This window comes from Halostagnicola kamekurae, from assembly GCF_900116205.1.
GTDB lineage: Archaea > Halobacteriota > Halobacteria > Halobacteriales > Natrialbaceae > Halostagnicola > Halostagnicola kamekurae.
In genome coordinates this window covers 38,484-62,472 of the sequence record NZ_FOZS01000005.1, presented here as the reverse complement: position 1 = coordinate 62,472, position 23,989 = coordinate 38,484, and the positions used below count along the sequence as shown (strand labels likewise).

Annotated in this window: 23 protein-coding genes and 5 pseudogenes; 18 read left to right on the top strand and 10 right to left on the bottom strand. The window is 54.4% G+C overall.

What is annotated here, in order from left to right:
• Positions 1-343 precede the first annotated feature (343 nt).
• Together BM348_RS18655 and BM348_RS18650 are read left to right on the top strand one after the other, a co-directional pair.
• The gene (locus tag BM348_RS18655; protein WP_092907355.1) at positions 344-1,318 is read left to right on the top strand and encodes an LLM class flavin-dependent oxidoreductase; all 975 of its coding nucleotides are present in this window, start codon (positions 344-346) and stop codon (positions 1,316-1,318) included.
• A 357-nt stretch (positions 1,319-1,675) separates the two neighbouring features.
• Positions 1,676-1,885, top strand: coding sequence for a hypothetical protein (locus BM348_RS18650; RefSeq protein WP_092907353.1), 210 nt, complete (start codon positions 1,676-1,678; stop codon positions 1,883-1,885).
• Positions 1,886-2,789: 904 nt separating this feature from the next.
• Here BM348_RS18650 and BM348_RS18640 read toward each other — a convergent pair.
• The gene (locus BM348_RS18640) at positions 2,790-3,002 is read right to left on the bottom strand and encodes a hypothetical protein (protein WP_092907349.1); all 213 of its coding nucleotides are present in this window, start codon (positions 3,000-3,002) and stop codon (positions 2,790-2,792) included.
• Between the two features lie 8 nt (positions 3,003-3,010).
• On the opposite strand from BM348_RS18640, the gene BM348_RS18635 reads away from it, so the two are divergent.
• Positions 3,011-3,478 (top strand): enoyl-CoA hydratase-related protein, encoded by a 468-nt coding sequence (locus BM348_RS18635; RefSeq protein WP_092907347.1) that lies wholly within the window; start codon positions 3,011-3,013, stop codon positions 3,476-3,478.
• A gap of 31 nt (positions 3,479-3,509) precedes the next feature.
• Here BM348_RS18635 and BM348_RS18630 read toward each other — a convergent pair whose 3' ends face one another.
• From BM348_RS18630 to BM348_RS20835, 3 genes are all read right to left on the bottom strand, one after another.
• Positions 3,510-4,451, bottom strand: a complete 942-nt coding sequence (locus BM348_RS18630) for a hydroxymethylglutaryl-CoA lyase (protein ID WP_092907345.1) — start codon at positions 4,449-4,451, stop codon at positions 3,510-3,512.
• The gene (locus BM348_RS18625) at positions 4,452-5,648 is read right to left on the bottom strand and encodes a CaiB/BaiF CoA transferase family protein (RefSeq protein ID WP_092907343.1); all 1,197 of its coding nucleotides are present in this window, start codon (positions 5,646-5,648) and stop codon (positions 4,452-4,454) included.
• 492 nt (positions 5,649-6,140) lie between these two features.
• A complete protein-coding gene (locus BM348_RS20835) occupies positions 6,141-6,362 on the bottom strand; it encodes a hypothetical protein (RefSeq protein WP_139231239.1) in 222 nt (73 codons plus the stop codon).
• Between the two features lie 33 nt (positions 6,363-6,395).
• On the opposite strand from BM348_RS20835, the gene BM348_RS18620 reads away from it, so the two are divergent.
• The 3 genes from BM348_RS18620 to BM348_RS18610 are packed head-to-tail and all read left to right on the top strand — an operon-like array spanning position 6,396 to position 8,929.
• On the top strand, positions 6,396-7,043 hold the full coding sequence (locus BM348_RS18620; RefSeq protein WP_139231238.1) for a UGSC family (seleno)protein: 648 nt from the start codon (positions 6,396-6,398) through the stop codon (positions 7,041-7,043).
• Positions 7,040-8,092 (top strand): hypothetical protein, encoded by a 1,053-nt coding sequence (locus tag BM348_RS18615; RefSeq protein WP_092907339.1) that lies wholly within the window; start codon positions 7,040-7,042, stop codon positions 8,090-8,092. Before BM348_RS18620 ends, BM348_RS18615 begins: the two co-directional genes overlap by 4 nt.
• A 3-nt stretch (positions 8,093-8,095) precedes the next feature.
• Positions 8,096-8,929, top strand: a complete 834-nt coding sequence (locus BM348_RS18610) for a DUF6282 family protein (protein WP_092907337.1) — start codon at positions 8,096-8,098, stop codon at positions 8,927-8,929.
• Between the two features lie 60 nt (positions 8,930-8,989).
• On the opposite strand, the pseudogene BM348_RS20830 reads toward BM348_RS18610, so the two are convergent.
• A pseudogene (locus BM348_RS20830) lies at positions 8,990-9,109 on the bottom strand (IS5/IS1182 family transposase); the annotation flags it as partial.
• A 13-nt stretch (positions 9,110-9,122) separates the two neighbouring features.
• Positions 9,123-10,157: pseudogene (locus tag BM348_RS18605) on the bottom strand (IS630 family transposase).
• A gap of 107 nt (positions 10,158-10,264) precedes the next feature.
• Between BM348_RS18605 and BM348_RS20825 the strand changes: the two are divergent.
• Positions 10,265-10,408 (top strand): annotated as a pseudogene (locus BM348_RS20825) (IS1595 family transposase); the annotation flags it as partial.
• Positions 10,409-10,535: 127 nt separating this feature from the next.
• On the opposite strand, the gene BM348_RS18595 reads toward BM348_RS20825, so the two are convergent.
• Complete coding sequence (locus BM348_RS18595; RefSeq protein WP_092907333.1) at positions 10,536-11,663, bottom strand: acyl-CoA dehydrogenase family protein; 1,128 nt, start codon at positions 11,661-11,663, stop codon at positions 10,536-10,538.
• A gap of 540 nt (positions 11,664-12,203) precedes the next feature.
• Complete coding sequence (locus BM348_RS18590; protein WP_092907331.1) at positions 12,204-12,968, bottom strand: IclR family transcriptional regulator; 765 nt, start codon at positions 12,966-12,968, stop codon at positions 12,204-12,206.
• Positions 12,969-13,466: 498 nt separating this feature from the next.
• Between BM348_RS18590 and BM348_RS18585 the strand changes: the two genes are divergently transcribed.
• The 4 genes from BM348_RS18585 (at position 13,467) to BM348_RS18570 (ending at position 17,051) form a co-directional block, all read left to right on the top strand.
• Positions 13,467-14,231 carry an IclR family transcriptional regulator gene (locus BM348_RS18585; protein WP_092907329.1) on the top strand — a complete coding sequence of 255 codons (765 nt, stop codon included), beginning with the start codon at positions 13,467-13,469 and terminating at the stop codon, positions 14,229-14,231.
• A 445-nt stretch (positions 14,232-14,676) separates the two neighbouring features.
• On the top strand, positions 14,677-14,991 hold the full coding sequence (locus tag BM348_RS18580) for an acyl-CoA dehydrogenase family protein (protein ID WP_175507256.1): 315 nt from the start codon (positions 14,677-14,679) through the stop codon (positions 14,989-14,991).
• Between the two features lie 23 nt (positions 14,992-15,014).
• Positions 15,015-16,196 carry a CaiB/BaiF CoA transferase family protein gene (locus BM348_RS18575; protein ID WP_092907325.1) on the top strand — a complete coding sequence of 394 codons (1,182 nt, stop codon included), beginning with the start codon at positions 15,015-15,017 and terminating at the stop codon, positions 16,194-16,196.
• A gap of 66 nt (positions 16,197-16,262) precedes the next feature.
• The gene (locus BM348_RS18570; RefSeq protein WP_092907323.1) at positions 16,263-17,051 is read left to right on the top strand and encodes an enoyl-CoA hydratase/isomerase family protein; all 789 of its coding nucleotides are present in this window, start codon (positions 16,263-16,265) and stop codon (positions 17,049-17,051) included.
• A gap of 5 nt (positions 17,052-17,056) precedes the next feature.
• Here BM348_RS18570 and BM348_RS18565 read toward each other — a convergent pair.
• A pseudogene (locus BM348_RS18565) lies at positions 17,057-17,917 on the bottom strand (IS5 family transposase).
• Positions 17,918-18,193: 276 nt separating this feature from the next.
• Between BM348_RS18565 and BM348_RS18560 the strand changes: the two are divergent.
• The 7 genes and pseudogenes from BM348_RS18560 to BM348_RS18525 all read left to right on the top strand — a co-directional run bounded on the left by BM348_RS18560 (position 18,194) and on the right by BM348_RS18525 (position 23,392).
• Entirely contained in the window at positions 18,194-19,189 is a 996-nt protein-coding gene (locus tag BM348_RS18560; protein ID WP_092907321.1) for a Bug family tripartite tricarboxylate transporter substrate binding protein, read from the top strand.
• Positions 19,190-19,375: 186 nt separating this feature from the next.
• Positions 19,376-19,586, top strand: a pseudogene (locus BM348_RS22040) (IS6 family transposase); the annotation flags it as partial.
• A 272-nt stretch (positions 19,587-19,858) separates the two neighbouring features.
• Positions 19,859-20,458, top strand: a complete 600-nt coding sequence (locus BM348_RS18545) for a tripartite tricarboxylate transporter TctB family protein (RefSeq protein ID WP_175507255.1) — start codon at positions 19,859-19,861, stop codon at positions 20,456-20,458.
• A gap of 9 nt (positions 20,459-20,467) precedes the next feature.
• Positions 20,468-21,952: a tripartite tricarboxylate transporter permease gene (locus BM348_RS18540; protein ID WP_394328115.1), complete on the top strand. Its 1,485-nt coding sequence runs from the start codon at positions 20,468-20,470 to the stop codon at positions 21,950-21,952.
• Positions 21,953-22,080: 128 nt separating this feature from the next.
• Complete coding sequence (locus BM348_RS18535) at positions 22,081-22,479, top strand: acyl-CoA thioesterase (protein WP_175507254.1); 399 nt, start codon at positions 22,081-22,083, stop codon at positions 22,477-22,479.
• Between the two features lie 5 nt (positions 22,480-22,484).
• The gene (locus tag BM348_RS18530) at positions 22,485-22,979 is read left to right on the top strand and encodes an FAS1-like dehydratase domain-containing protein (protein WP_092907308.1); all 495 of its coding nucleotides are present in this window, start codon (positions 22,485-22,487) and stop codon (positions 22,977-22,979) included.
• A gap of 38 nt (positions 22,980-23,017) precedes the next feature.
• Positions 23,018-23,392 carry a MaoC family dehydratase gene (locus BM348_RS18525; protein WP_175507253.1) on the top strand — a complete coding sequence of 125 codons (375 nt, stop codon included), beginning with the start codon at positions 23,018-23,020 and terminating at the stop codon, positions 23,390-23,392.
• A 106-nt stretch (positions 23,393-23,498) separates the two neighbouring features.
• Here the strand turns inward: BM348_RS18525 and BM348_RS18520 are convergent, their stop codons facing one another.
• Positions 23,499-23,933: a universal stress protein gene (locus BM348_RS18520; protein ID WP_092907304.1), complete on the bottom strand. Its 435-nt coding sequence runs from the start codon at positions 23,931-23,933 to the stop codon at positions 23,499-23,501.
• Positions 23,934-23,989 lie beyond the last annotated feature (56 nt).

Below are 23,989 nucleotides of genomic sequence, written 5' to 3'. Positions count from 1 at the left end.
AGCAGAACGGACGTGAAACTGGCTGGAGGAAGGGGTCGCTCAACCTGTAATCAACTGTGCAGTCGTCACCAACAATCTGCTTCACAAGAGCGTAAGCTCATAAGTCCTCTTGTGGATTGGTGACGAGGGAGATCGCCACACTTCGGGGCGATACTCAACTCCGGAGACGGTCACAACGCATTACTGCGGTAACGGGGTACAGACGGGCAGCGTCACAATTCTACTGTTCGACCGGGACAGCGACACGGTTTCGGCCAGTCCGCGAGCACCGGTACCTTTTCCACCGGTGTGGCTGTATGTTTGAGCAGAGGTCCAGTAAGCGAACGCACTGGAAAGTATACGTATGAAAATCGGATTCAGATGCACGGAAGGCGGACAGCGGTTCGACGAGGCACTGACGGAGGTCCAACGTGCCGAGGAATTCGGTTTCGACTCGACATGGGTTGCCGAACACCACGGCTGGGACGCAAAGTGGCCGAATTCCTATATCGCACTTGCCGGGTTCGCAGCCGCGACGGATGAAATCGAGTTCGGAACCGGCGTTACGATCCTCCCACAGATGAACCCGGTCTCGCTCGCAGGCGCGGCGAATCTGGTCGACGTCGTTTCGGACGGTCGCTTTATCCTTGGCGTCGGAACCGGTTGGCGCCGCGACGAGATGGAGAATCTCGGGTACGACTTCAAATTGCGCGGCCCGCGAATGACCGACCACTTATGCGCACTCAACAAACTGTGGGAACCCGGACCGTCGTCCTACGACGGCCGATTCGTGTCGTTCGAGGAGTTCGACCTTGCCCCCGAGTCCATCCGCGATCCGCAACCGCCGATCTGGGTCGGCGGCGGATCAACGCCCGCACTGAAGCGGGCCGCATGTCTGGGGGATGCCTGGCTGCCGTCTTGGCGCGAACCGTTCGACGCTCTTGAGGAGAAGTATGCGACGTACGAATCGTTCTTAGACAATGCCGACGGCTCGAAGCGTACGGTTCCGCTGCTCCGAATCGCCTGTATCGACGAGGACGGAGACGTCGCTCGTGAAAAACTTCGCGCCCTGCTGACGGAACTGGTCGAATCGTACCGGGCGAAGGGGTCGACGGTTCCGGAGGCGTGGGTGAGCGCGCTCGAGGGTGACATAGACGAGTTCGCGCAGGATCTGTTCGTTTACGGGACGCCGTCTGAGTGTGCAGCTCAGCTCGAAAGGTACCGCGAGGCGTTCGGCGTCGATCACGCGGTGTTGCGGCTCGCGACGCCGACGACCGACCATGAAGACGTCATGAAGGCCGTCGACCTGTTCGGTCGCCGTGTGATCCCCGATCTTTGAGAGAACGCCCGCTCCCAGTACCGTTTCAGAGAGCCGGTTGACACCGCGGCCCGTAGTCCCAAAGCTGTTATCCGTCGTCCGTGGCCACTGGAAGATAATCCAATCTCGACACTAAATAAAATCGAATGACCATGTCGTCGAATGGGATCTCTTGTAGTTAGTCGAGGTCGACCTGCTCGTCGATGCTAAATGCCTACTCGATGGCCGCGTTGGTCTCATCGGGACCGTTGAGCAGCACCTCGTTGCCCGTCTCTTCGGACCATTCCCCTGGTCGTCGGAATTGATGGCCGCCTCGTAGGCGTCGGCGAGCGTCTGAACACGACCACCGGGCGTGTCCGGTGCGCAAGAGGGGGTCGTATGATTGCTCCGAGCTCGTCGACGTTCGTCCAGCCGGCGTCCTCGGTGGTCGGCGTGTCCAGGAAGAAGCTGGATCCGTCGAAGGTTAACACCCTAGCGATGTCGATGTTCCCCTCCTCAACGGCACCGGCGGCCGAGGAGTCGGTTGCGGTGCCCACGGGGATCTCGCCGGACGCGGTTGCCTGCACGATCGGACCGGAACTGTCGTAGACGATCCAGTCCTCCTAAGCGACATCACCCTCTTTGCGGAGCTGGATTATGGCGACGTGATTCGCGGTACCAAGTGACTCGCCGAACTCCGTGAAATCGCCATCCTCGTACCTGTTCGCGAGGTCTTCCATCCCCTCAATCTCCTTGTCAGGGTACGCGAAGATGACGTACGTCGTTTGCTTGTACTGACATATTCCCTTCAGCTGAGAGAGGTCGTCGTTGGTCTAGTTGAGTAGCCATGTGATGCCGGCCGTCGGTAGCGTCGACGTGCGTGTAACCATCTGGCTCGGCGTGATGCCCTGAATCGATTCGGCGCCGGGAATGTTTTCGAGTTGCACGTCGACACTGAGCTCTCCCCCACAAGCTATGACTCGCGCGTACGTGTCGGAAACCGCCGCTCTCATCGTATGGAATGATGTAACGAACGTTATCACTCGGAAATTCGCCGTCCCTGTTGTTACCCCCGATACAGCCGACGAGACCGACAATAGTTGCTGTACACCCACAGTTCACGAAGTAGTGTATGTTAAAATCCCTCATACACGGACCGGCATCTAATGTATTATATTAAATCATATATCTGATATAAGAGATCCCGATTGTTCATCGGAAGTCGTTCTCGGTAGGATGACACACAGGCGATCTCTCACCGGGAAGAGGGTAACAGCGCCCACGGATCGGGACAGTCTCCCTCGAAGGTAGATTCAGTCTGACTGAACCACTGTGGTCGCCGTGTGCATTCCGTGATCCACTGGGAACGGTATCGGATTCGATCAGGTCAGCGAAAGCGGGGCCGGATTTATTGCGATCCCGACAGGTATGATCCGTGATCATCCAGTACGACACTATCAAGAGCGAGCTAGAGGACGGCATCGCGACGGTAATTCTCGGCAGACCCGAGTCGCTAAACGAATTCTTTCCGACACTTAGAGAGACTGTCGACTGTCTCCAGAAGATCCACTCGCTCGATCGGGACGAGTCCGAACCGAACATCCGCACGGTCGTCGTCGAAGGAGCCGGCCAGCAGGCGTTCAACGTAGGTACCGACGTCAACGCCGATAGCGATGCTCCCCAGCTCACCGTGAATGAGTTCCGAGACGAACTCGTTCTTCCCCAAATCTCCCGATACCGGTCGTCGACGAGATCGATGAACACTGTCTGGCCGCCGGCCTCGCGTTCGCGATTGCCTGTGACTTTCGCCTCTCAACGCCGGAGAGCAAACTGGACTTTCCCAAGTCGCGGCTCGGAATCCGTTCAGCCAACGGTGGCATCCAGCGGCTCGTCTCACAGGTCGGCTCGAGTCTCGCCAAGGAACTGGTGATGGCGGGAGAGCGCGTCTCCGCTCGTTCGGCGGAGAGCGACGGGTTCATCGATCGGATCACGACCGGCGCGTCGCTCGCGATCCGCGTTGCGAAGGACAGTATCGATACGGGACTCGGTACCGATCAGGAGACGGCGATCCGGTACGAACACCAAGCGTCTCGTGCACTTCGAGAGACGCGCGATCACGAACAAGGGGGCAACGGGCGTTCCATGAGGATCGAGAGCCTGAGTGACAGTGAGAGTGAGGCGGTAACCTGGCTCTCGGTATGAGGTCGAGATGCGTAACCGTACCTGCGACGACTCAGTCGTCCTGACCCATTACATCGAGGACGTATTCAGCGGTACCGCCCCGGACAACGTGGCTGTTATGGCCAACGTCGAGTTCGTCAGCAACGTCGTCAGCAACCGTCGAAACGGATTGGAACTGTTCCGAGGAGCTATTCCCCATCCGCGAGAGCATGTGAAGCAGGTCCTCCGTAGGCGTGTTCCCGACGCCTTCGAGTTCGTCGGGAAGGACGACGCCACCGCCGACTCCGCAGACCGACGTATCGAACCGGTCAACGCCATGTTGCATCGCGACGAGCGTGTTCGCGAGGCTCATGCCATTGGTGTCGTGAAGGTGGAGGCCGCAGTCGAGGTCGGGCCAATGCTCCCGGATGGCCGAGAGACTCTCTGAAATCTGTGCGGGATCAGCGAGCCCCATTGTGGCCGCTAGCGTGACTTCGTCGACGCCCGCTTCGACCATCGCGTCGACCACGGAGAGAGTCTGTTCCAGTGGGATGTGCCCCTCGTAGGGACAGTAGAAGCTGGTCGCCATCCCCGCCTCGACCGCGACATCGGTCCCGTCCGCGAGGTCGACGATCTGCTCGATCTCCGCGATGCACTCCTCGCGGGTTGCGTTCTGGTTCTTCTCGCAGTAGGTTTCGCTCACTGCGAGGAGCGCATTGACCTTGTCTACGCCAGCCTCGAGGGCCCGTTCCATGCCGATAGAGTTGGGGACGAGCGCCCGGTAACTGACGTCCGACCTGCGATCGATCCGCTCGGCGACCTCCTCGGCGTCACGTAGATTCGGCACGGCGTCGGGGTGGGTGAACGAAGTGAACTCGATTTCGTCGACACCCGTCTCGGAAAGCCGATCGATCAGTTCGACCTTTGTCTCCGTCGGAACGAACCCATCCAAGCTCTGAAATCCGTCACGCGGCAACATCTCGACGATCCGGACGTCCTCAGGGAGATCGTCCATTTAGATCACTCCACCCTCGGAAAGCCGCTCGTATTCTTCCTCGTCGATCCCTACCTCCTCGAGGTACACCTCCTCGTTATGTTCGCCCGGGGATGGGCCGAGGTGGGACACCTCGCCCGGCGTCTTGGAGTACTTCGGCACAATGCCATGGGTCTTCACCTCGCCGAGGTCTGGGTCCTCGACGGAGACGATATTGTCCCGCACTTGGTAGTGGATGTCCTCGAAGATATCGGCCATGTCGTAGATCGGTCCGACGATGGCGTCGGAAGCCTCCATCACCTCAATAACCTCGTCGGTCGGCCGCTCGCTGGTCCAGTCCTCGATGATCGCGTCGAGTTCCTCGACGTTGTCCAGTCGGTCGGCGTTTGTCTCGAAACGCGGATCGTCGATGAGGTTCTCGCGACCGATCGCCGCCATCACGTTCTCGAAGATCCGCTGTGACGACGCAGAGAGCGCGATATAGCCGTCAGCGGTCTCGTACATGTTTCGGGGCGCGGAGTTCTCCGATCGGTTGCCTGTACGCTCGGAAATGTAGTCCATCGTATCGTAGGCCTCAACCTTGCCGATGAACAGACGAAACAGGGGTTCGTACAGACTCACGTCGACAACCTGTCCTTCGTTCCCCTCTGTCATCTCGCGGTCGAACACCGCGTACACCGCCGACTGGGCGGCGTACTGTCCCGCCGTGAGATCGGCGAGCGGAATCGGCGGAAGCAGGGGGTCGCTGTCCGGGAAGCCGTTACTGTGGGCCCACCCGGAGATTCCCTCGGCGACAGATCCGAAGCCCGGCTTATCGGATTTCGGGCCGGTCTGGCCGTAGCCGGTGATGCGTACCATGACGATGGCCTCATTGACTGTTTTTAGTTCCTGGTAACCTAGATTCCACCGTTCCATGGTTCCTGATCGGAAGTTCTCCAGGACGATGTCGGCGTCCTCAACCAGTTCGAGCGCCATAGCTTGCCCCTCGTCCGACGACAGATCGAGCGTAACACAGCGCTGATTGCGACCTAGTGACTTCCACCACATCGACTCGCCGTCCTTGATCGGCTTCCACTCGCGGATCGGGTCCGTCTTCGTCGGATGTTCAACAGTGATGACGTCGGCGCCGAAGTCAGCCAGCGTCGAGGCGGCGAAGCCGCCGCTTATCATCGTCGTGAAGTCAACGACGCGAAGACTACGTAACGGTCCTTGGGACATACGTACGAACAACAAGGGCAGCGGGGTGTAATATAAGTTTGTTTCCGAGGGTCTGAAGACAGACGGGCGAACCGAGCGCATCGCCGGAGAACGGCGTTCCAACACCACCCGGTTTCCGAACACGGATGAAATCAGTCCCATTCCAGGCCGATATCGTAGGGAAGGGCCTCCATTCGCCACCACTCGTCGGTTTCCTCTCCCGGAGCCAGCGGATGTAGATGTGGTCCATGTCGAACGTCGTTCCGCGTCGAATGTTTTCGAGTCGAGGGACGCGCCGCGGGGGATGTTCTCGATTGACCGACGGATCGACCTGATAGACCAGCCAGAACCAGAACTTCGCATACTCGAAAAAATCCATCGTCGAACTCTAAATATCGAAGACTATATTCTCCGGGCTGACGGCCTCCACAACCTCCAGTAACGCCCTCTTTCCCTCCCGATACGCGAGGTCGCGGCCGATGAGGTTCCGAACGACCATCCCCTCTCAGTAGATCACCTCGCATCCGGCGTCGAGGAACCGTTCGAACCGCTCGATCGTCCGGAGCCGCTCGAGCAGTTCGTCGAGTCCGTCTCGCACCTGAGGACGGTCGTCGTATCCATGACGTCCTGGCTGGTTGCGCCCCAATGAACGAATTCGCCCTCACCGCGGATCATCGCCTGCCAGCCGCTGATAATCGACATCGCGAGGTGGCCGTAGCGGCTGACTCGGGGCAACTTATTTACTCCGTGGCTGTGGAATAGTTGTATATGTGCGCCAATAGCACACGTACAGACGACGGAGCGAGTATTGAAATTCTCGACCCCCGAGGAGAAGTGAACTACGACGCGACGCCGATCGCGGAACGGCTCGACTCGCTCGAGGGGGCGACCGTCGGCCTGCTCGACAACTCGAAGAGCAATGCGGATGTCTTTCTCGAAGCCGTCGGCAATCGGCTTAAATCCGAGTACGGCGTCGATGAGGTCGTTTACCGACGGAAAGACAAGAGTCCGATCCCCGCTGACGCGATCGCCGACCAGCTGGTCTCGCAGTGCGACACCGTAGTCAATGCCTATGGCGACTGCGGCTCGTGCACGTCATGGTGCGTCTACGACAGTATCGACATCGAAAAGAAGGGAATACCGGTCGCAACGATCAACAGCGACGAATTCATCAAGCTCGGCCAGTCGGAGGCCCAGTCGCTCAGCATGCCGGGTCTGCCGCTAGTCATGGTCTCGCATCCGATGGGAGACCTCGAGGAACCGAAGGTCCTCGATCGGGCCGAGAACGCGCTCGAGGAGATCGTCGCCGTCCTCACCACTGACCGCGACGAACTCGAGGACAAGTACGCGGAGCGCTATTTGGCCGACGACGAGGAACTGAGCGATGAGAGCCTCTACTGCCCGATTGACCTATGACGTTCGACTCAGAGACGATTTCGATCGACGACGACTTTGAGGACGTAAACGACTACCTCTACCAACGTGAGATGACCGATGGGTTCCCGGTCGTCCCGCCCACAGCCGAACGCGTTGAACGGATGCTCGAGGGAACCTCGCGGAAGCCAGATGAGGAGTTGGGAACGATCCCGCCGAAGTACGGGGTCGCAACGGTCGAAAAGATCGCAATCAACGCCGTAATGGCCGGCTGTGAACCGGCGTACATGCCTGTTCTGATCGCGGCGGTCGAGGCGATGACCGAGGAAAAATTCAACCTTTACGGTGTCAACGCGACGACGCACCCGGCCGCGCCGATGCTCGTCGTCAACGGACCAATCGTTGAAGAGATCAACCTCAACTACGGCTACAATGTCTTCGGACAGGGCTACCGAGCGAACGCGACCATCGGACGTACCGTCCGTCTGCTCCTCGTCAACCTCGGCGGTGGGACGCCAGGGGATATGGACCGCGCCACGCACGGTCATCCCGGAAAGTACAGCTTCTGTATCGCCGAGAATGAAAAGAAGAATCCGTGGGACCCACTCCACGTCCAGCGCGGGTTTGACGAGGATGAGAGCGCCGTGACGGTCATGGGCGTCGAAGCTCCCCACGAGATCAATGACCACGTCAACGAAAAGCCGGCAGAGCTACTGACGGTCGCGGCGGACGTGTTCGCGACCGTCGGAAACAACAACTCCCACCACACGCACGGCGAGATTTGCATCGTTTTGGGTCCCGAGCACGCCGATACCATTGCCCGAAACAACTGGAGCCGTGAGGACGTTCAGTGGTTCCTCTACGACAACGCCCGAAACGAGCTCAAGACGCTCCAGACGGCCGGTATCACCGACAACTACACCTGGCACCATCGGTTCGAGGTGGAGAACGACGACGCGAGGATCCCGCTCGTCGAGACACCGGAAGACGTCACCGTTGTTGTTGCCGGCGGCGCGGGCAAGCACTCGATGGCGCTGCACTCGTTCGGCGAGACGCGATCGATTACTGTCGGCATCGACGAGGAGGTCTGATCGATGCTGCCGGACGATGCAATCGATTTCCATGTTCACGCAGCTCCGTCGCTTTGGGAGCGAAAGCACGGGACGGTCGAGCTCGCGGGGCGAGTCTCTGAGTCTCACCTGGGCGGGTTCGTTCTGAAGAGCCACTTCTGGAACACCGCACCGATGGCGCGGATGGCCGCTAAACAGGTTCCCGACGTCGACATCTACTCATCGATCGCGTTGAACACGTTTGTCGGCGGCTTCAATCCCAGTGCGGTCAAATTAGCGATCGAGATGGGCGTCTCCGTCGTCTGGCTGCCGACCTTCAGCGCGGCCAACTACACCCCGGGACGACACTTCCCCTTCGAAGGGCAGGACCTTACCGCGCTTACCGACGATGGTGCACTCCGCGCCGACGCTCGCGCCGTGCTCGAGACGGTCGCCGACGCCAGTCGTGACGTCGTGCTCGGGAACGGCCACCTTGGCCCTAACGAGACATACGTCATCCTCGACGAACTCGAGGCGATGGGCGCCGAAGTGCCCTATCTCATCACGCACCCCGAATCGGCCTTTATGGACCTCTCCCACGAGGATCAGGTTGCCTTCGCCGAGCGCGGCGCGTACCTCGAGAAGTGTTACCTTCCGGTGACGAAAGGCGATGTCGACGTCGAGACGATGGCCACGACCGTCGACGCGGTCGGCGCCGAGCGCTGTGTTCTCTCGACGGACTACGGTCAACCGTCGAACCCTTCGCCACCGGAGGGACTACTGGAGTTTGCCGACCGACTCGTCAACGCCGGGCTGAGCGAAGACGAGATCGCGACGATGACGCTCGAGACGCCACGCATCCTGCTGGAGCCGCGCTGAACGTCGGTGCGCTCGGGCTAAAACTTATTATTTTGTCTCGAGGGAGTCATAGAACTCTTCTCACACCGTGATGATCGTACTTTCTGGATTGTCTTCGCGTTCGTGATTGGTGGTAGCGACGACAAGACGAAGGCACAGGGCAAGAAACGCCTGTGCCCGTGCGTGGACGCGGCCTCGGGCGGACTAATAGTACTCAAGATGATTTTTGCAAGTCAAGGAACTGCTCGATCCAGTTTCCAGCGAAGCTCACACGGCAAGTTGATTTTTCGAAAACAGTACTGACGAGAGTGCGGAACTCCTCCGCGCTCTCAATGATCAACGGCGAAATCTCCCACTTCAAGCTCTTCCAGATTGATTCAATTGGGTTGAGATCCGGTGATCCAACCGGCAAGAATACAAGATCAATACCGAGTTGGGACACTCGCTTACGCGTGTACTCGCACGTATGCGAGAAAAGATTGTCTAAGACGAGCAGAACCTGCTTGTCGAGATTCTGCTCGCGTATTGCTCGAGACATTCGCAAATCTGTTCTTTCGTCTGATCTTCCAGGAATAAGACGGTATTCTCACCGTTGAGTGCATAGAAGCCGACCGCTGGTTCATCGGTTCGAACTAGCGGTAGCTTGATATGTAGGTTATCGACGTACCACGTCCGACGCGAATTATCCCACGGTTGGGGATGTGATGCGTCGAAGGATCCAACAACAGTCCCGCCGTCTGTACAGATCTCGTTGTCAGGTTCCCAAACCACCGTCCTCATCGGCTTCGTGTTTGTTGTGAGGCTGGTTGTCGTCCTCGTCGAACGTCTTATCAAGGCGCTCGTCGAGGATCTCTTCAGCGTTATCAGACCGTGACGGACGCTTTGTTCGTGGTATTGAGTACAAAAGCCCGAGTTCACGGAGGAACGTGCTCAGATAATCTGGATGATACTCAATATCGAATTCGTCGTTGAGAAGAAGTTAGATCTCCTGTTGTTTCTATGGTTGGCTCTCATGCAGGAGTTCGAGAAGCTCTTCTTGTTCATCTTCGCCGAGCTTCGGGGGACATCCATCCCCGAAGCTCGGCGTCAGTTGACCGAGTCCACCCTCATTCCAGCGGCGACCCCACCGACTTCCGGTTGATTCAGACTTCCCAACCCGGTTTGCTGCCTCCTCAAGCGTGTCTCCTTCATAGAGATTCTTTACGAAGGTAAGACGACGGACGACCTTTGGATCGTCCGCCTCGGCCAGGAGCCGATCAAGCTCTTCATCAGAAAGATGGCGAACAACGTCCTTTCGACAATCGACACTCCCTGTGGGTCAATTATCTCCCTCCAGCCCCAAACTTCTCTCACGTACTACAGCGACCATGGCTCTCGCCTCATCAAGGCATCTCAAAAGATAAGCTCACACAATATCTCCGAGCGTTTCAACTTCGACGGAAGCTACTACGGAGACCAGGAAGAGAAGCGCTCAAACACGCTATCAAAGCGACGCTGTGAAATCAACAAAGTGCTACACAAGAGCGACCAACTTTATCGAACGCTGCCCGAACTGAAAGCGTATCTCACGAGCAAACTCCCAACTCTGCACTTACCGCGAATCTATGAGTATCTCTGCTAATCCCTATCAGTCAAGTCCGTACTTCTTCAGTTCGCTGGCGATCGCGTTTCGCTGGACCTCAACCGTCCCGCCGGCAATTTTCCACCCACGTACCCACCGGTAGAGGTACTCGATCGGCGAATCTTTCATGTAGCCGTTCGCACCGTGGATCTGCATTGCCTCGTCGACCACTTCCTGGCCGACCTCGTTGGCCTTCACTTTCGCCATCGAGGTCTCCAGTCGTGAGGGATCGCTCTCGCGGGCATTGGCGGCCGCACGGTAGATCAGTAGCCGGGCGGCGTCGAGTTCCATCGCCATATCGGCTAATTTCCACTCGATCCCCTGGAAATCGGCGACCGGCCGATCGAACTGTTCCCGGTTCTTCGCATAGTCGAGGGCCTTGTCGAACGAATTGAGACCGCAGGCGACGCACATCATGGCGTTGTGGCACCGCTCGACGTTGAACTCGATCAGCAGTCGCTTGAATGCGTCCTTCTCGTGGACTAACACCTGGTCTTCGTGGACGGTGCAGTCATCTAAGTACAGCTGGTGTTGGACGTGGCCGGCCATGTTGACCGAACCGTCGTCAAGCATGAGGCCATCAGTTTCCTTGTCGACGACGATCGCACCGATATTGCCGTCTGGGAACCGCGCGTAAACGAGGAACGCGTCGCACTGGGCCGCCTTGGTTACCCACATCTTGCTGCCGTTTAGGATAAGTTCGTCACTGGCACGCTCGACACTCGTTTGCATGTTGCTAGCGTCGGATCCCGCCTCAGCTTCCGAAATCGCGACAGAGATGATTGAGTTCCCGTCGCAGACGGCTGGGAGGTACTTCTCCTTGAGATACTCACTTCCCAGTTCCGCGATCGCCCGCGGCGGTCCCATTGATGATCGCGAGAGGATGTGTGCGGTGTCGGGGCAGACGCGTCCGACTGCCTCTTGCGCGGTGAGAACTTCGACGACTGAGTAGCCGCCGCCGCCGTACTCCATCGGCAAACCGATCCCGAGAAGGTCCTGTTCCGCCAGAATCTTCTGATTCTCGTACGGGAACTCGTCCTCCCAAGTGAACGCCTTCTCCGCGAATTGGTCTGTCGCGATGTCGTTTGCTGTCTGGTATATCAACTTCTGTTCATCGGATCGTCGAAAGTCCATGTTCTGAGGGTCGGCTGGATTCCATTTGAGTGTTTTGGTACCGCGACCTCCGGTTCACTCAACATTTACGAGTCTGTATCCTTACTACAGGCAGAAGTATTTTTGCAGAGATGACGTTCGAGGTATCGATGGATCAGGGCCGGTATGGCCCGAATGTGTGCAAACACCGAATATTAGCCGCTAATATGACCGGTGGTTATCGTGCTATGTGAACAATCCGTATCACTAAGTTTTGTTCTGCCGAAACATGGAACCGAATCGTACCAAGGCAAATATCTGTCTTGTGTGAGGTTGAATCTGCAAGCGTAGATCACCCATTATATAATTTTATCGTATCATCAGTCTAGAATATTAATAGATATTTTTATATATAAAAATATTCGAGTGCAATTGATAGGAGATGTAGATAACAACTGTTTACAGAAGTACGTTCGTATATTGGGTTGACTATTGAATGCTTGTTATTTATTTTACGGTAAGGTGTAGTGATTTCTATAGGGCATCGAGCACAGCTCATTACAACAGTATGAATGTATATAATCAGTCCGAATAGACTATGTCCAATTCCAGTTCATTCACTCTCGCGAGGAGGAGATCGGGGAACTCCTTCCGGATGAGGTCACCTTTGAACCGCTGGGTCGGGCCGGAGATCGTTAACGCACCGAGGAGCGAGCCATTGGGTTCCTGTGCCGACGCTGCAACCGCGCTGATTCCCTTGTTGTGTTCCTCAAAGTTAAACGCAACACCGCGTTCGCGGATTGTCTCCAACTCCGCGAAGAGTTCTTCCTCATCGATAATACTCTGGTCCGTCGATGCCTTTAGTCCGCGCTGGTCGACGATCTCCTGAATTTGCCAGTCCGGCAGTTCGGCGAGTATCGCCTTGCCAGCTGCAGTCACGTGGAGTGGAAACTGACTGCCGTACCGAGAGAACGTCTCAACGGCAAGGTCGCCCGTTTTAGTGTAGACGTACCGCCCGCGACCGTGTTCCAAGACGGTAAAGTGCGTCCGGCCACCCGACTCCTCGGCGAGGGCCTTTACGTGCTGTTCGGCCTTCTGATACCCGACCTTCCGCTGGCGAGCGTATTCCCCGACGTGGAGGAACTCAAGACTGGGATAGTAGACGCTTCCTTCATCGATCACAAACCCGTTGTTCAAGAGCGTCCGCAAATGGTTATGTGCCGTACTCGGCGCAATGTCTAGTTCCTCCGCGAGTTCGGTTACTCGAGCTCCGTCCCGTTCGACAAGTTGCTGAATTATTCCGAAGCTGATTTCCACCGCCCTGATGTTCGAGTGGTTGGATTCCATATCTGTTACATACAGCCCTTACTATTTAAAGTTCGCTTCTGTAGAAACTAGTCATACGAATCGTATGCTTGCGAAGGATTTCGTCGTCCGTATTGGAACAGAAGTGAGCGCGGTACACCAATTACCGGTCGGAAGCGCAATCAGAGAAGCCAGATCGGTCATCACCTACAGCGCCGAATCGAAGAAGAACTCATCGCTGTCGACCCACGTCACTCGTCTCGAAACCGATCTTCCCGGAACGCAGCCCATTCGACAGCCGGTTCAGCGCCCCTGACGATCTCGTAAGTACCGGATCATCCCCCACGGCCCCTATTTAAACATGTGTGAATGTAAATGCCAGATAGAACGATCAGCTTAGATTCGTCAAACTGCTAATTGGAGAGGAATGCAAACTGAATGGTTCACATCGTTCCCTTATATTTCTAACAGTATAGGAGGTCTTGGCCAGTAGATTTTCCATAGGCGAATTTTAAGTACCCTCGATGCAAATAACCGCTTATGCCAGCAAATCAAAAAAATATCAAGGCGGTCACCATCAGCCTAAACATAGTTCAGGAACTCATCGAACGAGATGGCGCTCGTGTAACAGAGGTAGCTGAAGCATTAGATATCGCCCCGAGTACTGCGTACAATCACCTTCAAACCCTGCTTAACGAGGAGTATGTGATCAACAGAGGAAGTATCTATTATCCGAGTATGGAATTTCTACGGATTGGGGAATACGCTCGAACGCATACTCCAGGTTATCGAAAGGCGAAGGAGCAAGTCAAGGCTCTCGCAGAGGAATCGGGTGGACGCACCCATTTTACAATCGAGGAACATGGACGGGGACGATATGTTTACAATAGTACTGGCCATCTCGCCGTCGAGACCTTCTCAAGCACTGGTAGTAGCTTTCCACTTCATGTTTCATCGGCTGGAAAAGCGATGTTGGCGGAACTTCCGAAATCACGCGTTCACGAGATAATTGAACGATACGGGCTCGAAGCATCGACCTCCAACAGTATCACGGACAAAGGTGAACTGCTCGAGGAATTAGAGCAGATCCGTGAGCGTGGTGTCGCCTTCAATATCGAGGAACACAATATGGGGATCAACGCTGTTGGTGCACCAGTCAAAGATCCGAACGGGTTCCTACTCGGCGCGCTCTCCATATCCGGCCCAGCGCAACGCTTCAAAGGAAAGACGATCCGAGAAGAGCTATCAAATAATCTCCTTGCGGCGGTGAACGAACTCGAACTTGGAATCATGTATTCTCAGTAAATTCCTTCCAACGTTTTTCTCAAGCCTGCGATTTCGAGGCTGAATTTGGCAAGGCAAAAATTAGATTCGCTGTCGGACGAGAGCTCGTCTATTCAACCGGAGAGTTATATCTACATACAGACTCGCTTATCGCGATATTCCCCACTTTAACTGAGTCCCCGTCGATCTGTGTGTGGCTTTCTCTAGGGGAAAATAACTCTAATAGTAGTAGTATGAATTTATCCCGTTACCAACGGCTGTGATGTCTATTTCGATGATCATCCCGCGAAGCAATCTGTAAGCAGTTACCAAAGTGAAAATAGGAGTTTCTGCATGGTGGTTGCCGTTGCGAACAAATCATTCGACAATCCAAAATCCACATATAGGAGACTAATGACAGCCAGCTATGAGCTTTTAGCTGTCCGAGGAACAGGATCAAGGGATCGAATGAGAACTGTCTGACACAGTGATCGAGTTGAAATCCGCTCGTCTCCTCATCTACCTTGTGGCCGCGAACGCTATCGATAGCGAGCCGTCCCGATTAGAGACATCCATTGCGAAGGTGAAGGCCAACGAAGTAGGCCACTCGGTCATCGATGAGGCGCTTCAGATTCATGGTGCCTCTGGATACATGAAAGAATTGCCGCTTGAGTATCTCTATCGGTGGATCCGTGGATGGAAAATCGCCGGTGGAACGGTCGAGGTACAGCGGAATACAATCGGAGGGGGTGTTGAAAAAATACGGTCTCGACTAATCCCGCTGCAGGAGATACTTTTTTGACCCCTGCCTATCCTATATCTGCTATGCGGCAACCATTAAGCGGAGTACGAGTGCTAGATCTCGGTCAAATTTATCAAGGCCCCTACTGCGGGATGATCCTCTCGTATCTTGGTGCAGACGTAATCAAGATCGAGCCACCCTGGGGAGAAAACATTCGGACACGCACCGAGGACGGCAAGCCCCCTCAGTATCAATACTTAAACCCGAATAAGAAGGGGGTCACCATCGATTTTAAAGATGAGGACGGCCGCGAAGCGTTTCGGCGGTTGGCTGAAAAGGCAGACGTCATCATCGAAAACTACTCGACGGGAACGATGGATTCCCTTAGCTTGGGATACGAGGATTTGAACAAGTTGAATCCAGAATTGGTGTATGCCCACGGTTCTGGCTACGGGGACGACGGTCCGTACGCCGAGTACCCTGCGATGGACCTGACGATACAGGCCATGAGCGGTGCTATCCACACGACTGGTTTCCCGGATCAGGATCCCGTAAAGGCTGGGCCAGCTATTAGCGACTTCTTCGGGGGAATTCATCTCGTCGTCGGTGTGATGGCTGCGCTGTTCGAACGGGAGTTCACTGGTGAGGGCCAATACGTCGAAGTGGGTATGTTCGACTGCATGTATCCGACGTTAGCTTCCCCCGTCTCGTCGTGGGTGTCGGAGATGGACGCGCCCCCACGGACGGGCAACAAACATTCCGGTCTCGCTATCTCTCCCTACAACGTCTACGAGGTCGAAGACGGCTACGTAGCCATTATTTGCATCACTGAACATCAGTGGAAGAGTCTCGCAGAGCTCATGGGACGTGAGGACATGATTTGCGAGGAGTACGGCTCGAAGGTCAAGCGGGCACAGGAAATGGACGAAATTGATAGTACTATTGAAAATTGGCTGGAGGGAAAACAGAAGAACGACGTTGTCGATGTACTCCTCACTGAGGATGTTCCGTGCGCACCAGTCCAGACGATCGAGGAGATCATCAAAGATCCTCACCTTGAGCATCGAGATATGCTCAACTATCTTCCGAATCGGAGTGAAGGGCGGGACGAAATTCCCGTGCCTGGAATGCCAATCAAATTCTCCAACAGCGAGAGTCCTGATGTTCAGCCAGCCCCGAAGCTCGGCGAACACACGGATGAAGTCCTCAAGGAGATCGGCGGGTATTCGAGAGAAGAAATCGATAGTCTTCACGCAGACAACTGACCAATATTGCGGGTCGTATAACCGAAACAGTAACGCTTAATACGGAAAGTTTCCGTATATTTCACGATGGCATATACGAAGATTGACTACGATATCGTCAACGGTCGTGCTGAAGTAGTGATCAATCGGCCTGATCTCATGAACGCGTTTGACGAAGAAACGCTACTTGAGCTGAACGAAGCACTTCAGTCGGCCATGACAAATAATTCGGTGTACGCGGTCATACTTTCAGGGCGCGGAAAGGGATTCTGTAGTGGCGCAGATGTTACGTCGATGGATGGGCGAGAAGATCGAGAAGAAAAACACCTGTATGGGTCACATCTGTGGCTTGTTCAGAACGTCAACCGACTGCTTTATTTCGGACAGAAACCCACCATCGCAGCGGTGAATGGCCCGGCAGTTGGGGCTGGATGCGACTTCGCACTTGCATGCGATCTCCGAATAATGAACGAGGAGACGTTCCTTCGCCAACAATTCATCAATATCGGGCTAGTCCCGGGCGACGGTGGAGGGTGGCTACTTCCTCGACTCGTAGGCGAGAGTAAGGCAAAAGAACTTATTCTAACCGGCCGTGATATCGAGGCAGCAGAGGCCGTCGACCTAGGGTTGGCTGTGGAGGCAGTGAGTGACGGTGAAACGATGGATCGAGCTCGGAAGTTGGCAAACGAACTCCGCGACAAACCGGCGATTGCGATGCAAAACACGAAGCAGCTCATCGATCTGAATCACAGTTTCGAGGACTATACACAAGCCGCGTTAGAGGCACAGTGGGACTGTGTGAATGATCCCGAGCATACGGAGGCGGTGAATGCAGTCATTGAGGGACGTGATCCCGAGTTCGATCGGGAATACTAATCCCTTCAGACGGCTCTGTTGAATCGCTGTAAGGCGGTGTATTTCACTGTTTGACAAGCGCGTTTGATGTTGTAGACGGCACACATCAGAGCAATTTCACAGAACTCTCGATACCAGCTACGCGCTCGCACGGCGTAGCCGAGCGAGCGCTTGACGGCGGAGTTGACGGTTTCGGTCATTGACCTCTGAGCGTACCGATCTTCGTCAATGCGGGCGTTGTGTGCGTGATCGTACGGCGCGAAGGTCCGGCGTTTGATCAGCGGTCGAATGTCGAGGTCACGGAGTCGGTCGCGGAGTTGTTGCTTGTCATAGCCCTTATCAGCGGCTAGAGACCGCAGATCGCCCGTCAGAACGCGGGCGATCTGCTCACAAAGAGCCGCGTCGCTACCTTCTAACGTCGTCGAACAGTGAAGATCGAGCACAGCTTGCGTTGCTGATCGACGAGTTTTGTAATTCTGAGCGTCTGAACGCGATAATTCGTTCGATGGCAGTAATGGCGGCTGGCACGGTCTCGTTCATAGAACGTTGCATCGATCGCAGCATGCTCAGAGAGAACGCGCAGCTGTGCCAACTGGCGCAGCAGCACTCGGCAGACGCTCATCTCAATCCGGTCAAACGCCTTACACAGCGTGGAGGGTACGGGGAGATCGGCCGCTTTGGCCGATCTCCCCTGCTATTTGTGGCGTTTCTTTCAGCAAATCGATCGTCATTCGATAAGAGTATTAAGGTAAATCCGGAGACAATTCAGCGAAACGAGGGCATAGTCGGCGAATCCGCCACCCTGCGAGGCGGCGGATTCGCCTCGTTCACGTAACGCTTTGAGCAACCGAGACACAACGCTTGGTGAAGCGGGAGATTTGCGTCATGGACAACCAAATTTTCTCGCTTCAACTCCTTCGATTTACTGATCTTCCCCGAAGCTATCTAATGATTCCACACAGTCCTTGAGACCCCCATCACTATATCCTAGTCATATAATCTTTATAGGTGAGACCCTACAACACATTGCTGGATCCTGTGACTATTGATTTCGGGGTGATAAAGTGCTGAATGTTGTAATATAAAGAAGGGGACAGAATATTACGATATCATACATGAATATCCATAATGTTTAATACCACACGCTGATTGGACTTCATTGCATGGTAGATTACAACAGGCGAATGCTCATTAGGGGTATGGGTGCGGCTACAACAATTGGATTTGCAGGCTGCATTAGCGGACCGAGTTCCGGCAGTGGTGGCGGAGAATTTCCGAGTCAAGATATTCGGCATATTGTCCCGTACGGTGAAGGTGGCGGGTCTGACACCTACGCCCGGGCAATTCTCCCGACAGTTGGTGAAGAACTGGGTGTCAACGTACAGATCGAAAACGTCCCCGGTGCTGAATCGATAGCTGGTATCACAGAGGCCTTCGTCGCCGAACCAGATGGATACACTCATGTCGGTCACACGTTGCCGACAGCAGGAATCTCCTGGCTCCTTAATCCCACAAACGAGGATCTCTCTAAGCTCAAGGGAGTCTGTCAGTATGGGCGAACACCGTATGTTATCTTCGCAAACCCGGAACTCGGAATAGAAGGGCCAGAAGACCTGGCTAACCGATACGCGAACGGAGAACTGTCCGACTTTGGGGGATCTCTTGGCGCCGCGAACCATGCTGCGATGATTGAACTCCGCAATCAGGGAGACATCGAGTGGGGAGAATGGGTTGTTTACGACGGTTCTGGGCCGACCATACAGGCGGCTGCATCAGGCGAGATACCTGCCGGTGTTGCGACTGACTCGGCAGCGGCAGGCGCCGCCGACGAAGGGACTATCGATATGGTCGCAGCGCTTACTACACAGGGATCTACTGTTTTCCCTGATCTCCCCACCACATCGGATGCGGGATGGGCTGACGTGGACTTCGCTGGGGAAATCACACGAACAGCGAGTGTCGCGCCCGAGACACCCGATGAACGCGTGCAAACCCTAGCAGATGCATACGAAGCGGCCATCAATTCGGACGAAGTCCAACAGTGGTCCGATGAAACGGGTAACGAAGTCCTCTTCCGCGGTCCTGAAGAGACGACTCAGGCTATTCAAGATGCATTCAGCATTGACGATCGAATTGATCTAGACGAACTCCGCGAGTAATAACCTGTCTTATACAAGACAAGGTCGTCGTGAACGGTAGACGCCGTGCTACATGAGTTACCGATTTCGACTTTCTTTGAGCCATCGAATACCGTATTTTGGACGGTCACATGAATGTTCATCCTCTCGTAGCTGATAGTATTCAGATAAGTTGAGGGATGAAGCGGACATCAATTCTTAATGTCCATGCAAGAAACCGTCCGCCTCACAGAACATAGCGGTTTCCCAGAGTTGGAGTTTATAGAGCAAGAGGTAACACCCAAGTTTGCGATAAAACTCAGTATTCAACACTATCTTGTGGGACTGCCGTTGGCGGATACCGTCTCAATCCTCGCTGGCATGGGAGCGATGTCGCACAACCGTACATAACTGGATCCAAATGGCCGATCTACAGCCTTCAGGGAAGGTCGGTACGATCATTACTGATCCCAACTATCAGGCAATGACCCTCGCGGAGATGGCAATCCTCCACGAAAACTTACCCGATATGAGGACAGACACGAAGGGTTATATTGCGAGTCTGGACAAACCACATCTCCTTTATCAAGAACGGATTGGCAACCATGAAACAATTCCACTGAGTACTAATAGATATCATGATGTGTTCCCCGTGGTATGAAAAAGTATAAGGTAATCAAAGCGAGACTGTGTGATAGAGTGTGCTTGATTATGATTGACAATCAGCCAGATCACCCGTTTCGAAAAATAACTGGTGAGCATGTATTCCTTGTCGGACTGATAGTGGCTTCGACATACATGTTCATTGAAGCGACCTCATTTCGAGATCCATCGGGATTATTCCCCAGGTTCAGCGCTGCAGCCACAGCGATCGGCGCTTTCCTGATCTTGTTCAGCAGCTACCTTCCAGCTCCCCTTCGCGCATTTACAGACGATTCCGGAGATATATTTGGCTCGCATGAAGAGGAGGTCGAAGAAGTGAGTAATAAGCGAGAAGCCACCGAGACAGCCAATGAAGCTTCAAGAGTAGATTCAGACGCTGGAACAACTGGCCCGTCTGAGATTGATTCTCTTGATAGTACAATACGGAGTAAGCGGTTCATCCTTGTCGTCCTGACAGCCGGATACGTGCTGTTATCATATCTCATCGGATTCCTATTTGCGTCGCCAATATTTGCGCTGGCGTATTCGTTGGCGGTGAGGCACAAGTGGTACGTAACGATCGGATTGACGCTTGGGTCCTATGCGATTGTGTACTTGTTTATACTGATCCTCAATATTCGACTCAATACAGGGGTGTTCGTAGGTTAAACCATGTCGATGTCAACAGCATTCGTTGAGGCGCTTCAGACGATCTCCACAGGAGAGCCTGTCCTCTGGCTGACGGTTGGGGTGCTCTTCGGAATTTTTGTCGGTTCGCTCCCAGGCATCGGTGGATCGCTCGGTATGGCGCTCGTTCTTCCACTCACACTACCGCTTAGCGGCGTAAATGCGATTATCCTACTCGTAAGCATTTACAGCGGTGCAATGTACGGGGGCAGTATCGCGGCGATTCTGCTCAATGCTCCTGGAACCTCGGCCGCCGCAGCCACGACACTTGACGGGTATCCTCTTTCCAGAAAGGGAGAGGCAGTGACCGCTCTTGCGATGTCGGCTGTTTCGTCGACCATCGGCGGCTTCATCACCATCATTATTCTCGTTCTCATTTCTCCGTTCCTCGTTCGGATGGTGTTACTGTTTGGGTCGCCCGAGTACTTCCTGATCTCGCTTTTAGGTATCTCGATGATTGCCATCGTTGCACGCGGTTCGCTTGCTAAGGGCATCGTTTCTGGAATGTTCGGCCTTCTCATCGCGACGGTCGGCATCGCACCAATGGTGCCCCAGCAACGCTATACCTTCGGTTATTACCAGCTCTACGACGGTATAAGTTTCGTCGCCGCCCTTATCGGGCTCTTCGCACTTGCAGAAATGATTAACCTAGCCGGTGAAGAGGGTACCGTCGCAAAGGAATCCTCGGAACTCAGTGGTTCGATTAAGTCTGGAGTCAAATCCGTGTTGGAACGGCCGTTGTTAGTTGCCAAGTCCAGTCTCATCGGGATGGGTATTGGTGCCGTTCCTGGCGCTGGTTCGACAGTATCGACATTCGTCTCTTATGCGGAAGCACTCCGCTCTTCGAAGGATTCGGATTCGTTTGGAGAGGGAAGTCACGAAGGAGTTATCGCGGCAGAGTCCGCGAACAACGCGACGATCCCCGGATCGCTCATTCCGACGTTCTCGTTCGGTATCCCCGGAAGCGGATCGACTGCAGTTCTCCTTGGTGGGCTCATCATGCATGGCCTTCAACCGGGACCGAACCTGTTTTCTTCAGGCCTGTCGACCACGTACACGGTGTTTCTCGCGCTTTTCCTCGGGAACTTCATCATTCTGGGGATCGGGTTAACGTTCATCAGCCGAATGGGATATCTGACAAAAGTTGACACTGATATTATTATTCCCGCGATTATCGTTCTCGGTGTCGTTGGTAGCTATATGCTCAGGGTGAACTGGCTTGATGTATTCTCCGTGTTCCTCCTTGGGATTATCGGCTACTATATGAAGAAGTATAACTACTCGATCATCGGCCTTGTGTTGGGAATCGTCCTCGGTCCGATCGCCGAGGAAAATCTTGCGCGATCTCTCGTCTTGTCCGATGGATCCCTAATGGTCTTCGTAAACCAACCTCTCTCGTTGCTAATCGTCATCGCAATCATAGCGTTGACCCTTGGACCGGTTGTGAAGAAACAACGCGAAAAGTGGGCCGCATAGACGGATATCGTCTCGGGACGGCGTAGTAATTTATAGGAATACTGCTTCCGGATCTTTGTAGATAGTTTGCCGCCGTTTTCACCCTATATCCGCGGTATTTATACTCGCCGATGAGGTACTACATGGTGATGAGTGATACACACATCACCTCGATACCCGTTCGGTTTCAAGATATCGATTCGACGGGCCATGTTAACAATACTAAGTACCCAAATTTTCTCGCAGAGGCGCGTGCGAGCTATTACGAGGAAGTATTAGAGTACGACCTCAGAGAAGCCAACACTGTTATCGTCCACATGTCCATCGACTATGCCGACGAAATTACTCGTGATGACACCGTAGATATCGAAGTACAGGTGACTAATCTTGGCGCCTCTAGTATCACGATGGAGTACTCCTTCCAATTGGACGGAAAAACCGTAGCGAGAGCTGAGACGATACAGGTAGTATATGATCGTGCAGGGGGACACTCCAAATCAATCCCGTCTGCTTGGCGACGCAGGATCGAGAACCACGAGGAACTCTGAACACCATGCCCGAAAAATCTCTTCAGGAACTTCAAGAACTCGTCGGAGAGAGACGTCAGACGGTAACTGGGCTTAATGTTGAGGCTGGGAAAGTAGCTGAGTTTGCACGTGCGACGAAGAACCAGAACCCAGTATTCTATGAACGTAAAGCAGCGAAAGAAACTGGTTACAATGACATCCCGGCGCCGCTCACGTTCACACGAGTAGGTTACTTCCCTCGTTATAGGCATGGTGACGATGATTCCTCCTTCGGTTTCGATCTCGGCTTCGATCCCGAGCGGACCGTCCACGGGGAGCAGGAGTACGAATACGGACGACCCGTAACCGTCGGCGATTCGATCGATGGAGTCACGCGACTTACTGACGTTTATCAGAAAACCGGTGGTGACGGTCGAACGCTTACGTTTGCGGTGCTAGAGACGACCTACACGAACCAAAACGATGAAACCGTCGTTACTGAACGGCGAACCCGAATTGAACGGGGAAGTGACAACATATGAAGGCACTAGATTGCGATAGCCTCTCAGTTGGAGACGCTATGCCCACTCTTCAGATCGATCAACTCAGCAGAACAGAAATCGTTCGGTATCTCGGTGCGAGTGGTGACTTTAATCCACTTCATCACAGTGACGAGTTCGTTAAACAAGGAGGTCAGGATGGAGTAATTGCGCCGGGGATGCTCATTGCCGGAATCGCATCATCTGCGCTCACGCAGTGGGTGCCAGTACGGACAGTGACGCGATTCCGTACTCGTTTCGTGAACACTGTTCGACCTGGTGATAGCCTGATTGTAACCGGTAAAGTATCCAAGATAGACAGTGATAACGGTGAAATGACGGCTGAAGTGGATATCTCCGTCGAGAACGCTGATGGCACGGTTGTTCTTGACGGCGACGCGACGATCCGCCACTAACTGCCTCAAATCGAGGGGTTCATCTCGCGAGAGTACCATTATATTCCTAAAAATAGCAGGCCTGACAATGGTATAGTATACCTTGTCCACTCGCCGAGCACAGATGCTAACTACTGCCGTCCGTGATAGTAACCACCGGTCGCGATGTGTCGAGTAATATAGACTGCGTTACACTGCCGAATAGCGCTTTTCCGACTGGGGATCGTTTCCGACCTCCAACGACGATGTACGAGGCGTCGTTCTGATCAGCGTACTCGACCACTTTATCGGCCGGATCACCGACTAATCCGACTGCTTCTGCATCGGGCGTGATGCCGTCGGTGGCGTCCGCCGCGATTTCTTTCGCCATCGACCGTACTTTATCCACTGGGACTGACTCACCCTCCTTCTCGACACTTGCCCGTTCTAATTTGAGGAATGAACCACGGTTTAAGACGTGAACGACGTGTAACGGCTTTTCGAACGCGACCGCTAATTTGTTCGCCTCTTCGACAACGCCTTCGTGTGGATCGGATCGATCCACAGCTGCAACGATTACCATTCAATTCACATATCAGCGCTCCACCCTATTAATGATATGCCCTTTCGAGAATGAGT

Coding starts and splice junctions, on each gene's coding strand:
- BM348_RS18615 (WP_092907339.1), top strand. CDS start 7,040: ATGACGTTCGACTCAGAGACGATTTCGATCGACGACGACTTTGAGGAC.
- BM348_RS18595 (WP_092907333.1), bottom strand. CDS start 11,663: ATGGACTTTCGACGATCCGATGAACAGAAGTTGATATACCAGACAGCA.
- BM348_RS18610 (WP_092907337.1), top strand. CDS start 8,096: ATGCTGCCGGACGATGCAATCGATTTCCATGTTCACGCAGCTCCGTCG.
- BM348_RS18625 (WP_092907343.1), bottom strand. CDS start 5,648: ATGTCCCAAGGACCGTTACGTAGTCTTCGCGTCGTTGACTTCACGACG.
- BM348_RS18570 (WP_092907323.1), top strand. CDS start 16,263: ATGGCATATACGAAGATTGACTACGATATCGTCAACGGTCGTGCTGAA.
- BM348_RS18545 (WP_175507255.1), top strand. CDS start 19,859: ATGATTGACAATCAGCCAGATCACCCGTTTCGAAAAATAACTGGTGAG.
- BM348_RS18520 (WP_092907304.1), bottom strand. CDS start 23,933: ATGGTAATCGTTGCAGCTGTGGATCGATCCGATCCACACGAAGGCGTT.
- BM348_RS18630 (WP_092907345.1), bottom strand. CDS start 4,451: ATGGACGATCTCCCTGAGGACGTCCGGATCGTCGAGATGTTGCCGCGT.
- BM348_RS18525 (WP_175507253.1), top strand. CDS start 23,018: ATGCCCACTCTTCAGATCGATCAACTCAGCAGAACAGAAATCGTTCGG.
- BM348_RS18585 (WP_092907329.1), top strand. CDS start 13,467: ATGCCAGCAAATCAAAAAAATATCAAGGCGGTCACCATCAGCCTAAAC.
- BM348_RS18620 (WP_139231238.1), top strand. CDS start 6,396: ATGTGCGCCAATAGCACACGTACAGACGACGGAGCGAGTATTGAAATT.
- BM348_RS18560 (WP_092907321.1), top strand. CDS start 18,194: ATGGTAGATTACAACAGGCGAATGCTCATTAGGGGTATGGGTGCGGCT.
- BM348_RS18650 (WP_092907353.1), top strand. CDS start 1,676: ATGATTGCTCCGAGCTCGTCGACGTTCGTCCAGCCGGCGTCCTCGGTG.
- BM348_RS18535 (WP_175507254.1), top strand. CDS start 22,081: ATGAGTGATACACACATCACCTCGATACCCGTTCGGTTTCAAGATATC.
- BM348_RS18655 (WP_092907355.1), top strand. CDS start 344: ATGAAAATCGGATTCAGATGCACGGAAGGCGGACAGCGGTTCGACGAG.
- BM348_RS18575 (WP_092907325.1), top strand. CDS start 15,015: ATGCGGCAACCATTAAGCGGAGTACGAGTGCTAGATCTCGGTCAAATT.
- BM348_RS18540 (WP_394328115.1), top strand. CDS start 20,468: ATGTCAACAGCATTCGTTGAGGCGCTTCAGACGATCTCCACAGGAGAG.
- BM348_RS18590 (WP_092907331.1), bottom strand. CDS start 12,968: ATGGAATCCAACCACTCGAACATCAGGGCGGTGGAAATCAGCTTCGGA.
- BM348_RS18530 (WP_092907308.1), top strand. CDS start 22,485: ATGCCCGAAAAATCTCTTCAGGAACTTCAAGAACTCGTCGGAGAGAGA.